The sequence below is a fragment of the Streptomyces sp. SLBN-31 genome, assembly GCF_006715395.1.
Taxonomy (GTDB): Bacteria; Actinomycetota; Actinomycetes; order Streptomycetales; family Streptomycetaceae; genus Streptomyces.
Genome location: NZ_VFNC01000002.1, coordinates 2488534 through 2501261 on the forward strand (window position 1 = coordinate 2488534; position 12728 = coordinate 2501261).

Genomic DNA, 12728 nt, shown 5'->3' on the forward strand with positions numbered 1-12728 from the left:
GCGCGTCCATGGCGTGCTCAGCCGGCCAGGCAGGACGGGCCGAGCAGCACCTTCAGGTCGCCGAAGAGCGCGGGGTCGGGCTTCACCCGGTGCCGGTCCAGCCGCAGTACGGTCGTCTTCGTCGGGCCCTGGAGCTTGATGCGGACCTCGCTCTCGCCCTTGTGGTGGGTGAGGATCTCACCGAGGCGGCTGACCATCGGCGGGGTGACCCGGGTGGCCGGGATGGTGAGGATCACGGGCGCGTTGGTACCCGCGTTGGACAGGTCGGGGACCTGCAGCTCCATCGCCACGAGCCGGGGCACGTCCTCGCGCTTGTCGAGACGGCCCTTGACGAACACCACGGCGTCCTCGACGAGTTGGGTCGACACCAGCTGGTAGGTCGCCGGGAAGAACATGCACTCGATGGAACCGGCGAGGTCCTCGACGGTGGCGATCGCCCAGGCGTTGCCCTGCTTGGTCATCTTGCGCTGCAGACCGGAGATGATGCCGCCGATGGTGACGACCGCGCCGTCCGCGTGCTCGCCGCCGGTGAGCTGGGCGATGCCCGCGTCGGCCTTGTCGGACAGCACGTGCTCCAGGCCGAAGAGCGGGTGGTCGGAGACGTACAGGCCGAGCATCTCGCGCTCCTGGGCGAGCAGATAGGTCTTGTCCCACTCCTCGTCGGTGAACTGCACGTCGAGGCCGAAGCCAGGCTCGCTGGTCTCCTCCTCGCCCATCCCGCCGAAGAGGTCGAACTGGCCCTCTGCCTCCTTGCGCTTGACCGCGACCACGTTGTCGATCATCGGCTCGTACTGGGCGGTGAGTCCCTTGCGGGTGTGACCGAGGGTGTCGAAGGCACCGGCCTTGATCAGTGATTCCGTGGTGCGCTTGTTGCAGGCGGTGGCGTCGACCTTGTCGAGGTAGTCCGGGAAGGACGCGTACTTCCCCTTCGCCTTACGGGCCTTGATGATCGACTCGACGACGTTGGTGCCGACGTTGCGCACGGCCTCCAGGCCGAAGAGGATCACGTCGTCGCCCTGCGCGGCGAAGTTGTGCACCGACTCGTTGACGTTCGGCGGGAGCACCCTGATGCCCATGCGGCGGCACTCGTTGAGGTAGATCGCCGACTTGTCCTTGTCGTCCTTGACGGACGTCAGCAGGGCGGCCATGTACTCGGCGGGGTGGTTGGCCTTCAGATAGGCGGTCCAGTACGAGACCAGGCCGTACGCGGCCGAGTGCGCCTTGTTGAAGGCGTAGCCGGCGAACGGCACCAGCACGTCCCACAGGGCCTGGATCGCCTCGTCGCTGTAGCCGTTCTTCTGGGCGCCGGCCTGGAAGATGGTGAAGTTCTTGGCCAGTTCGTCGGGCTTCTTCTTGCCCATCACGCGGCGGAGGATGTCGGCCTCGCCGAGCGAGTAGCCGGCGATGATCTGGGCGGCCTTCTGCACCTGCTCCTGGTAGACGATCAGGCCGTAGGTGACGTCCAGGACCTCCCTGAGCGGCTCCTCCAGCTCGGGGTGGATCGGGGTGATCTCCTGGAGCTTGTTCTTGCGCAGGGCGTAGTTGGTGTGCGAGTCCATGCCCATCGGGCCGGGACGGTAGAGCGCGGAGACGGCGGAGATGTCTTCGAAGTTGTCCGGCTTCATCAGACGCAGCAGCGAGCGCATGGGGCCGCCGTCGAACTGGAAGACGCCGAGGGTCTCGCCCCGCTGGAGCAGTTCGAAGGTCCTGGGGTCGTCCAGCGGGAGACTCAGCAGCTCGAGGTCGATGCCCTTGTTGGACTTCACCATCTTGACGGCGTCGTCCATGATCGTCAGGTTGCGCAGGCCGAGGAAGTCCATCTTCAGCAGGCCGAGCGACTCGCAGCTCGGGTAGTCCCACTGCGTGATGGTCACGCCGTCGGTGTGCCGCACCCAGACCGGCACGTGCTCGGTGATGGTCTCGCTGGACATGATCACGCCGGCGGCGTGCACGCCCATCTGTCGGACCAGGCCCTCGACGCCCTTGGCGGTGTCGATGACCTTCTTCACGTCCGGTTCGTTCTCGTACATCGCCCGGACCTCGCCCGCCTCCGAGTAGCGGGGGTGCGAGGGGTCGGTGATGCCGTTGAGGTCGATGCCCTTGCCGAGCACGTCGGCGGGCATGGCCTTGGTGATGCGGTCGCCCATTGCGTACGGATAGCCCAGCACGCGCGCGGAGTCCTTGATCGCGTTCTTGGCCTTGATCTTGCCGTAGGTGCCGATCATGGCGACCTTGTCGGCGCCGTACTTCTCCGTCACGTACCTGATCACCTCGACGCGCCGACGCTCGTCGAAGTCGATGTCGACGTCGGGCATGGAGATGCGCTCGGGGTTGAGGAAGCGCTCGAAGATCAGGCCGTGCGGGATGGGGTCGAGGTCGGTGATGCCCATGGCGTAGGCGACGATCGAGCCGGCCGCGGAGCCTCGGCCGGGGCCGACCGCGATGCCGTTGTTCTTGGCCCACATGATGAAGTCGGCGACGACGAGGAAGTAGCCGGGGAAGCCCATCGAGATGATGACGTCCATCTCGTAGTCGGCCTGCTTCTGGCGGTCCTCGGGGATGCCGCCGGGGAAGCGGCGCTCCATGCCGCGGCGGACCTCCTCCTTGAACCAGGTGACCTCGGTGTACCCCTCGGGGATGTCGAACTTCGGCATGAGGTTCTTGGCCTCGAACATGCCGGCGGTGTCGACCATCTCGGCGATCAGGAGGGTGTTGCGGCAGCCCTCCTGCCAGGCGTCCGAGGAGTCGATGGCGTACATCTCGTCCGTGGACTTCAGGTAGTAGCCGGTGCCGTCGAACTTGAAGCGGTCGGGGTCGGAGAGGTTCTTGCCGGTCTGGATGCACAGCAGGGCGTCGTGGGCGGTCGCCTCGTGCGCGTACGTGTAGTGCGAGTCGTTGGTGACCAGCGGGGGGATGCCGAGCTTGCGGCCGATCTCCAGCAGACCGTCGCGGACCCGGTGCTCGATGTCGATGCCGTGGTCCATCAGTTCCAGGAAGTAGCGGTCCTTGCCGAAGATGTCCTGGTAGTCGGCCGCCGCCTTGAGGGCCTCCTCCTCCTGGCCCAGGCGCAGCCGCGTCTGCACCTCGCCGGAGGGGCAGCCGGTGGAGGCGACGATCCCCTCGGACCACTGGGAGATGGTCTCCTTGTCCATGCGGGGCCACTTCTGCAGCCAGCCCTCGGCGTAGGCGTCGGAGGAGAGGCGGAAGAGGTTGTGCAGACCCGTCGAGTTCACGGCCCACATGGTCTTGTGGGTGTAACCACCGGAACCGGAGACGTCGTCCCGCTTCTGGTGCGGCTGGCCCCACTGGATCTTGCGCTTGTTGCGCCGGGACTCCGGGGCGACATAGGCCTCGATGCCGATGATCGGGGTGACCCCGGCATTCTTCGCGGAGTGGAAGAAGTCGTACGCCCCATGGAGGTTGCCGTGGTCGGACATGGCGATGTGCGTCATGCCCATCTCGTTGCAGGCGTTGAACATGTCCTTGAGCCGCGCGGCACCGTCCAGCAGCGAGTACTGGGTGTGGACGTGCAGGTGCGTGAACGGCGGCTTTGACACGGTGTGGCCTCCATGGAAAACAGTCGGTGACGGGCGCTGGGACAGTTCCGGGGTCAGCGTCGAAGTCTATGCCTCGGCACTGACACTGGAGGGGCTCCCCCGCGTACCTTCACAGCGAGGGCCGCGGGCACTTCCGCGCACCCTCGACCGTTGGACACGACAGAAACGCTGTCGTACACATCCATGCACCAGGAGGCACCTCGCGATGTCGGTACCCCAGCTCAACGACGAGCAGCGCGGCGACGAGATCCTTGCCGTCTTCGACACCGCCTTCGGCGAGCTCCTGGCCGCCGACCCGGCAGCGTTCCGTGTGAAGTTCCGCAAGATGGCGGCGTCCGCCTTCGCGTTCTACCGGGGCACGGCGTGCCTCTTCTACCACGACCTCGACGCCGAGAAGCGGGGCGGACCGTACCTCGACGAGCGCACCTCGCGCGTGTGGATCCACGGTGATCTGCACGCGGAGAACTTCGGCACGTACATGGACTCCAACGGCCGCCTGGTCTTCAACGTCAACGACTTCGACGAGGCCTACGTCGGGCCCTTCACCTGGGACCTGAAGCGCTTCTCCGCCTCCGTCGCGCTGATCGGGTACGCGAAGGCCCTCAGCGACGACCAGATCACCGAGCTGGTGCGGGTGTACGCGGGCGCGTACCGCGAGCGCGTCCACGCGCTGGCGACCGGCGCCAAGCGCGACGAGGTGCCGCCCTTCACGCTGGACACCGCCGAGGGGCCGCTGCTGGGCGCCCTGCGCGCCGCCCGCTCGCTGACCCGCTTCGAGCTGCTGGACTCCATGACGGAGATCCGCGACTTCGAGCGCCGCTTCGCCCCGGGCGGCGGTTCCATCGAGCTGGACGCGGCCACCCGCTACAAGGTCCTCGCGGCCTTCGACGGCTACCTGGAGACGCTGCCGGACTCCTCGCTGGCCCGCCCCGACTCCTACCGCGTCAAGGACGTGGTCGGGCGCCGCGGCATCGGCATCGGGTCGGCCGGACTGCCGTCGTACAACATCCTTCTCGAAGGGCACAGCGACGCCCTGGAGAACGACGTGGTGATCTACATCAAGCAGGCCCAGACCCCGGCCGTCTCCCGGCACATCACCGACCCGGCGATCCGCGACTACTTCCAGCACGAGGGCCACCGCACGGTGATCTCGCAGCGCGCCCTGCAGGCGCACGCCGACCCGTGGCTGGGCTGGACCGAGCTGGACGGTGCGGGGCAGCTGGTGGCCGAGGTGTCGCCGTACGCGGTCGACCTGGACTGGGGCGACATCGACGACCCGGAGGAGATCGCGGCCGTCGTCGCCGACCTCGGCCGGGCCACCGCGACGATGCACGCGGCGGCCGACGACACCTCCGGCGAGTCCCTGGTGCCGTTCTCCACTGAGCGGGCCATCGACGCGGCGATCGCCGCCGACGAGGCGGGCTTCGCGGACCTCCTGGTCGACTTCGCGCACGACTACGGCGCACGCGCGCGTGCGGACCACCAGATCTTCGTGGACCTGTTCCGCAACGGCAGGATTCCGGGTCTCTAACGGTCCGTAATCTCACAGCCCGTTTTTAGGGGTCCCTTACAGGACCGCGTGACAGACTCTCCACACCATGGACATATCCGGGATCCGGCTCAGGGCGCTGCGCGCGGCGGTGTTCACGACACTGGTCGTGACACTCGGCACCGCGTCGCACGTGCTGCTGTCCCGGGTCCCGTTGCCGCTGAACACGGTGGCCGCCGTCGCCGTCGCCGTGTTCGCGGTCTCCTACGCGCTGGCCGGCCGCGAGCGCGGATTCGGGCCGATCGCCGCCCTGCTGATCCCGCTGGAGCTGGCCGCAGACACGGTCTTCACCACCGGCCAGCACGTCTGCTACGGCCGGGCCGGCGGCCCGGTCGCCGGGCCCCTGCGCTCCGTCGGCTGGGATCTGCTGTGCGGCAGCAACACCCAGGTCGGCACCCCGCTGACCCGCGTCACCGGCACGGGCACGGACCGTCTGACGGTGCTGATGGCGCACGCCGCCCCGGGGACGGCCTGGCTGCTGCTCGGCGCGCACGTCTGCGTCGGGCTGCTGGCCGCCGCCTGGCTGGGCCGCGGCGAGCGGGCCCTGGCGGAGCTGGTGCGGGCCGTGACCGCGACGACGTTCCGGCCGCTGCTGCTGGCGGTCGCCGCGGTGACCGTCCGGCCGACGACGGCGGTCCCGCGCGTACGGCGCCCCCGGCTCCGTACGGCCGTCGTCCGCGACCGGCTTCTCGTGCACTCCCTGGGACGACGGGGACCACCCTGCTCGACCGCTCTCGCCTGATCCACGGCTCCGAAGAGCACTGAGCACGTCACCTCTCACCCACGTATCACGCGTACGGCATGTGCGCGTCCCCCATGGAGATCACCGATATGAGCAAGCGGAACAGCGCGGCGGCGAAGACGGCGGCCCGGGAGCGGCTGCGTCAGGAGCGCGAGCGCCAGGCCAAGCGGGCCAAGGCCAAGCGCCAGATCATCGTCGCCGCCTCGGTCGTCGCCGTCCTCGCGGCGGCCGGCGGCATAGGCTACGCCGTCGTCCAGGCCAACAAGCCCGGCCACTGGGAGGCCGTCAAGAGCGACAAGGTCGTCGCGCCGGCCAACACCACCGGCACCAACGGCACGACCGTCGTCATCGGCAAGGCGAACGCCAAGAAGACCCTCAAGGTCTACGAGGACCCGCGCTGCCCGATCTGCGCCACCTTCGAGCAGACCGTCGGTTCCACGGTCAAGAAGGACCTCGACGACGGCAAGTTCAAGATCCAGTACATCGGCGGCACCTTCCTCGACGGCGACTCCCTGGGCAAGGGCAAGATCGGCTCGCGCGGCGAGGGCTCCAAGAACGCGATGAGCGCCATGGGCGCCGCGCTGAACGTCAGCGACGAGGCCTTCCTCGAGTACAAGACGGCGCTGTACTCGAAGAAGTGGCACCCGGACGAGTCCACCGACAAGTTCAAGAGCGACGACTACCTCATCAAGGTCGCCCAGACCGTCCCGGCCCTGAAAGACAACAAGACGTTCCAGAACGACGTCAAGAGCGGCAAGTACGACGCCTGGGCGCTCGCCATGTCGAAGACCTGGGACACCAACAAGGACGGCGTGACCGGCACCCCGAGCTTCGTCATGAACGGCAAGATCCTCACGGCCGACAGCCAGGGCAACCCGCCCATGACGGTTGCGCAGTTCAACCAGGTGGTCGGCGCGGCTCTCAAGGCCTGACCGACCTCCGGGAGAAGAGCGGGCGAACTTTCGCGAGTTCGCCCGCTCGGGCGTCTACCGATCAGTAACCTGATCGCTCGTGACCAGTCGATACAGAACCGACGAGAGCTCCAACCCGCTTTCCCCGCGCCGTCGTACGGTCGTCAAGGCCGCGGCGGCGACCGCTGTCCTGGCCGGCCCGCTCGCGGCCGCCCTGCCCGCCCGGGCCGCCGCGGAGACCCCGCAGTTCCTGCACGGCGTCGCCTCCGGCGACCCGCTGCCCGACGGCATCCTGCTGTGGACCCGCGTCACGCCCACCTCGGAGGCGACGCCCGGCTCCGGCCTCGGCCCGGACACCGAGGTCGGCTGGGTCGTCGCCACGGACCGGGCGCTGACGAACATCGTCACCAAGGGCTCCACCACGGCCACCGCCGCCTCCGACCACACCGTCAAGGCGGACATACGGGGCCTGCAGCCGGCCACCGACTACTACTTCCGCTTCTCGGCCGGCGGCACGGACTCCCCGGTGGCGCGCACCCGCACCGCGCCGGCGGCGGACGCGGCCGTGACCTCCCTGCGCTTCGGCGTGGTCTCCTGCGCCAACTGGGAGGGCGGCTACTTCGCCTCGTACCGCCATCTCGCGGACCGGGGCGACCTCGACGCCTGGCTGCACCTCGGTGACTACATCTACGAGTACAAGTCCGGCGAGTACGCGGCCCGTGGCACGGTGGTCCGTCCGCACGCGCCGGCCAACGAGATCCTCACGCTCGCCGACTACCGCACCCGGCACGGCAAGTACAAGACCGACCCGGACCTGCAGGCCCTGCACCTCAAGGCGCCGGTCGTCGCGATCTGGGACGACCACGAGTTCGCCGACAACGCCTGGTCGGGCGGCGCGGTCAACCACACCGAGGGCGCCGAGGGCGCCTGGACCGACCGCAAGGCGGCCGCCAAGCAGGCCTACTTCGAGTGGATGCCGGTGCGCCCGGCGATCGCGGGCACGACCTACCGCCGGCTGCGCTTCGGCAAGCTGGCCGACCTGTCGCTGCTCGACCTGCGCTCCTTCCGCTCCCAGCAGGCGGCCTCCGGCTCCGGCACGGTGGACGACCCGGACCGCACCCTCACCGGCCGCGCCCAACTCGACTGGCTGAAGGCCGGGTTGAAGGCCTCCGACACCACCTGGCGGCTGGTCGGCAACTCGGTGATGATCGCGCCGTTCGTCGTCGGCTCGCTCTCCGCGGACCTGCTCAAGCCGCTGGCCAAGTTGCTCGGCCTGCCCCAGGAGGGGCTCGCCGTCAACACCGACCAGTGGGACGGCTACACCGACGACCGGCGCGAACTCCTCGCCCATCTGCGGTCCAACGCCATCCGCAACACCGTGTTCCTCACCGGCGACATCCACATGGCGTGGGCCAACGACGTGCCGGTGGACGCCGGCACCTACCCGCTGTCGGCCTCGGCCGCCACGGAGTTCGTCGTCACCTCGGTGACCTCCGACAACCTCGACGACATCGTGAAGGTCCCCGAGGGCACCGTCTCCGCGATCGCCGCGCCGGTCATCAGGGCCGCCAACCGGCACGTCCACTGGGTCGACACCGACCGCCACGGCTACGGCGTCCTGGACATCACCGCCGACCGCGCGCAGATGGACTACTACGTCCTGTCCGACCGCACGGACCGGAACGCGACCTCGACCTGGGTGCGTTCGTACCGCACCCGCAGCGGCACGCAGAAGGTCGAGCGGACGTACGACCCGGTCTGATCAGAGCGTTTCGAGGAAGCCGAGCGCCACCCGCCAGGTGGCCTCGGCGGCCTCCTCGTCCCAGTCGGGCAGTGCGGGGTCGGTGTAGAGGTGGCCGGCGCCCGCGTACCGGTAGATCTCCACGTCCGCGCCCGCTCTGCCCATCTGCAGGTACCAGGCGCTCAGCCAGTCGTCCGTCTCGAACGGATCCGGCTCGGCCACGTGCAGCTGGACCGGCAGCTCGTCCACCGAGGCGTTCGGCGCGATGTCCGACGTGCCGTGCAGGAGCAGCAGCCCGCGGGCCTTGTCGTCGCCGAGCGCGAGGGTCTGCGCGATGGAGGCGCCGAGCGAGAAGCCGGCGTACACCAGGCCCCGCTCCGAGTAGGGCGCGGCGGCCAGCACGGCACGCTTGAGCAGTTCGTCCTTGCCGATCTCGTCCTTGAACGCCATGCCCTCCTCGACCGTCTCGAACGTGCGTCCGTCGAAGAGGTCCGGGGTCCACACCTCGTGTCCGGCGCCGCGCAGCCGGTCCGCGGCCTCGCGCACCGCGGGCCGCAGGCCGTAGGTCGAGTGAAAGAGCATGATGTTCATGAGGCCATGGTGCCAGCCGGGACCGACGGCGCCGTCCGGCGGCCGTACCCGTTTCCCGCCCGAAGTCACATGTTCATGACCCCGCCACGCCGGTTAGGTTCGCAGGCATGGAGAACGTACTCCGCCCTCTGATCGTGATCGGCGGGTCGGTCGTGCTCACGCTGCTCATCGGCTGGGCCACCGACCTGCTGCTGCGCAAGGCCGACGAACGCGACAGCGAGACACAACTGTGGGGACTGCTGCGGCGCGGCCGGTTCCCCTACCAGCTCGTACTGTGCGCCGCCCTGCTCAGAGGCTCCTACGACCAGGCCCGGCTGACGAGGGAACACCGCGTGGCCGTCGGCCAGTTCCTGACCCTGGTGCTGATCGGGGCCGCGGCCTGGCTGGTGATCCGGATCGCGGCGGCCATCGTCGAGACCTCGTACACCCGTTACGCCCGCGCCCACCACGACGCAGCCCGGGTCCGCCGGGTGCGCACCCAGGTGTCCCTGATCATGCGGGTGGTGACGGCGGTCGTCGGCGTGGTGGCCGTGGCCGCGATGCTGCTGACCTTCCCCGCGATGCGCGCGGCCGGCGCCTCCCTGCTGGCCTCGGCCGGCATCCTCGGCATCGTCGCCGGTGTCGCCGCCCAGTCGACGCTGAGCAACATGTTCGCCGGGCTGCAGATCGCCTTCGGCGACATGGTGCGCCTGGGCGACACGGTCGTGGTGGACGGCGAGTGGGGCACCGTCGAGGAGATCACGCTGACCTTCCTGACCGTGCGGACCTGGGACGAGCGGCGGATCACCATGCCGGTGTCGTACTTCACGTCGAAGCCGTTCGAGAACTGGTCGCGCGGCACCCCGCAGATGACCGGCATCGTCTACTGGCACCTGGACCACTCGGCGCCGGTCGAGGAGATGCGCGACAGGCTGCGCGACATCCTGCGGCAGTGCCCGGCCTGGGACGGCCGCGACTACGGTCTCGCGGTCACCGACTCGACGCCGAACACCATCCAGGTCCGCGCCCTGGTGACGGCCAAGGACGCGGACGACATCTGGACGGTGCGGGTCACGGTCCGCGAGCAGATGATCCGCTGGCTGAACGAACACCACCCGCACGCCCTGCCCCGCGTCAACACCGCGGAGGCGGTGCTGCCCCCGGGTCTGCTGCCGCACCAGGACCGCGCCGGCCACCGCCACCGCGCCTACGAGACACCGCGCACAGGGCGCGGCTGAGGCAGCGCGGCGCATGGGGGCGCCGTTCAGTGACCGCGCTCGGCGCCCCCGTTGACCTGGACGACCTGCGAGGTGACATGCCCGGCGCCCGGTGACGCCAGCCAGTGCAGGGTCGCGGCCACGTCACCGGGGGTGCCGGCGCGCTTGTTCGAGGTCTCGGCGACGAGCCGCTCGCGCCGGGCCGGGTCGATCCGCGGCCCGAAGAACTCGGTGTCCTCGATGTACCCCGGCGCGACCACGTTCGCGGTGATCCCGCGCGGCCCCAACTCCCGCGCCAGATCATGGGCGTACGGATGCAACGCCGCCTTGGCTCCGCCGTACGCCCCGCTGCCCGAACCCCGGTAGGCGGCGATGGAGCTGACGAACAGCACCCGCCCGCCGGGAGAGGCGAGCCGGTCCTTGAGTGCCTCGGTCAGGAGCGCGGCGGTCAGGGTGTTGATGCGGAAGTTGACGGTCCAGTCGTGGGCGACCCGGTCGAGCGGATCGCCGCTCTCGGCCGGCGGCTCCAGCCGCCCACTGCCTCCGGCGCCGTTGACCAGGACGTCCACCGTCCCGAACTCCCGTGCCACGAAGTCCGCGACACCGCGCACGGCGGCCGGGTCACCGAGGTCGGCGGCGTACGTCGAGGCGCCGGGCACGTCGGCCCGCTTCAGCACCTCGTCGCGCCGCCCGAGCAGCAGCACCCGGTCCCCGTCCGCCGCGAACAGCCGGGCCGCCGCGAGCCCGATCCCCGTACCACCACCGCTGATCACCACGTTACGAGCCATGATCCGACCCTACGACAGGGCCCAAGCCCAGAACGCCCCCGACCCTCAACCGCCTTGCGGTCACCGCAGGCTGCGTACGTCGAGATGGCGCAGCACCCGGTCCACGACCTCCGGATCGGCGCCCGGCTCGTTCCGCGCCGCCAGCACCTCGTGCCGCGCGGCGCTCAGCAGCTCGCCCTGGATCCGCCGCATCCGCTTGAGCCTGCGCACCCGCATCTCGTGCGCCTCGCGCCGCTCCTCCTCGCCCATGTCCGGGCTGATGCGCACCCCGATCTCGAAGGCCCGCCGCAGCATCTGCTCGGACAGTTCCTCCGGCAGCTCCTCGACCTCCTCGATCTCGCGCAGCCTGCGCTTGGCCGCCTTGGCCGCCCGCACGGCAAGCTCCCGCTCGAACTTCTTCTCGCGCTCGGTGTCGGACTGCACGCCGAGCCTCTTCACCAGCCACGGCAGGGTCAGCCCCTGCAGCACCAGCGTCCCCATGATCACGCCGAAGGCGATGAACACGATCTCGTCCCGGTCGGGGAAGGCCGAACCGTCGTCCGTTTTCAACGGGATCGCCAGGGCCAGGGCGACGGAGGCCACGCCCCGCATGCCGGACCACCACATGACGACGGTCTCCCGCCAGCCCGTCGGAATGTCCTCGTCGTGGTCCCGCTTGGCGTGCAGCCGCTGGGTGAGCCACGTCGCCGGCAGCAGGTACACCAGGCGTACGAGAACGACCACGCCGAGGATCGCCGCCGACCAGGCCAGCAGCTCGCCCCACCGCCCGGACGCGGTGCGGATGGCGTTGTGCAGCTCCAGGCCGATCAGCCCGAAGGCGACGCCCGTGACCAGGGTGTCGACGATGTCCCAGAAGGTGTGCCCGGCGAGCCGGGTCATCACGTCGTCGGGGTCGGTGGCGTACTCGGCGAGGAACAGCGCGGTGGTGAGCACGGCGAGCACACCGGACCCGTGCATCTCCTCGGCCAGGACGTACGAGGCGTACGGCACGAGCAGCGTCAGGCCGACCTGCAGGGTCGCGTCGCCCAGCAGGTCCAGGAGCCTGTTGGCGCCCCAGCCCAGGGCGACGCCCACCGCGACCGCGACCACGGCGGACAGGACGAGGTCGAGCGCGGCCCGCCCCGCGTGGAACTCCCCGCTGACAGCGGCGGTCACCGCCACGTGGTAGAGCACGATCGCCGTCACGTCGTTGAACAGGCCCTCACCCTCCAGGATGGACACCAGCCGGCGCGGCAGCCCGAGCTGGCCCGCGACCGCCGTGGCGGCGACCGGGTCGGGCGGCGCGACCAGGGCACCGAGGGCGACGGCGGCGGCGACGGGCAGCCCCGGCACGACGGCGTGCGCGACCGCGGCCACACACACGGTGGTGACGAAGACCAGCGCCACCGCCAGCAGGAAGATCGGCCGGATGTTCGCCGCGAACTGCCGCCACGAGGTCCGCCGTACCGCCGCGTACAGCAGCGGAGGCAGCAGCAGGGGCAGGATGAGATCCGGCGGGACATTGACGTCGGGGACGAAGTCGGCGACGGCCAGGACCATCCCGAGCAGGGTCATCAGGACCGGCGCGGGCAGCCCGAACCGGTCCCCCACCGGCACGCTCAGCACGGCCCCGAGCAACAGCACGAACAACAGGGCCAACTGATCCACGGTCAG

9 protein-coding genes are annotated in these 12728 nt (G+C 69.7%); 5 read left to right on the forward strand and 4 right to left on the reverse strand.

Going from position 1 to position 12728, the window contains the following annotated elements:
* Positions 1–17 precede the first annotated feature (17 nt).
* A complete protein-coding gene (dnaE, locus tag FBY22_RS31455) occupies positions 18–3557 on the reverse strand; it encodes a DNA polymerase III subunit alpha (protein ID WP_142151366.1) in 3540 nt (1179 codons plus the stop codon).
* A gap of 205 nt (positions 3558–3762) precedes the next feature.
* On the opposite strand from dnaE, the gene FBY22_RS31460 reads away from it, so the two are divergent.
* The 4 genes from FBY22_RS31460 to FBY22_RS31475 all read left to right on the forward strand — a co-directional run bounded on the left by FBY22_RS31460 (position 3763) and on the right by FBY22_RS31475 (position 8521).
* Positions 3763–5088 carry a DUF2252 domain-containing protein gene (locus tag FBY22_RS31460; RefSeq protein WP_142151367.1) on the forward strand — a complete coding sequence of 442 codons (1326 nt, stop codon included), beginning with the start codon at positions 3763–3765 and terminating at the stop codon, positions 5086–5088.
* 67 nt (positions 5089–5155) lie between these two features.
* Positions 5156–5848 (forward strand): hypothetical protein, encoded by a 693-nt coding sequence (locus tag FBY22_RS31465; protein WP_142151368.1) that lies wholly within the window; start codon positions 5156–5158, stop codon positions 5846–5848.
* 89 nt (positions 5849–5937) lie between these two features.
* Positions 5938–6780, forward strand: coding sequence for a thioredoxin domain-containing protein (locus FBY22_RS31470; RefSeq protein WP_142151369.1), 843 nt, complete (start codon positions 5938–5940; stop codon positions 6778–6780).
* Positions 6781–6859: 79 nt separating this feature from the next.
* Positions 6860–8521 (forward strand): alkaline phosphatase, encoded by a 1662-nt coding sequence (locus FBY22_RS31475; RefSeq protein WP_142151370.1) that lies wholly within the window; start codon positions 6860–6862, stop codon positions 8519–8521.
* Here FBY22_RS31475 and FBY22_RS31480 read toward each other — a convergent pair whose 3' ends face one another.
* A complete protein-coding gene (locus FBY22_RS31480) occupies positions 8522–9091 on the reverse strand; it encodes a dienelactone hydrolase family protein (protein ID WP_142151371.1) in 570 nt (189 codons plus the stop codon).
* A 107-nt stretch (positions 9092–9198) separates the two neighbouring features.
* Between FBY22_RS31480 and FBY22_RS31485 the strand changes: the two genes are divergently transcribed.
* Positions 9199–10308: a mechanosensitive ion channel family protein gene (locus FBY22_RS31485; RefSeq protein ID WP_142151372.1), complete on the forward strand. Its 1110-nt coding sequence runs from the start codon at positions 9199–9201 to the stop codon at positions 10306–10308.
* Positions 10309–10334: 26 nt separating this feature from the next.
* Here the strand turns inward: FBY22_RS31485 and FBY22_RS31490 are convergent, their stop codons facing one another.
* Together FBY22_RS31490 and FBY22_RS31495 are read right to left on the reverse strand one after the other, a co-directional pair.
* Positions 10335–11075: an SDR family NAD(P)-dependent oxidoreductase gene (locus FBY22_RS31490; RefSeq protein ID WP_142151373.1), complete on the reverse strand. Its 741-nt coding sequence runs from the start codon at positions 11073–11075 to the stop codon at positions 10335–10337.
* A gap of 60 nt (positions 11076–11135) precedes the next feature.
* A complete protein-coding gene (locus FBY22_RS31495) occupies positions 11136–12722 on the reverse strand; it encodes a Na+/H+ antiporter (RefSeq protein WP_142151374.1) in 1587 nt (528 codons plus the stop codon).
* Positions 12723–12728 lie beyond the last annotated feature (6 nt).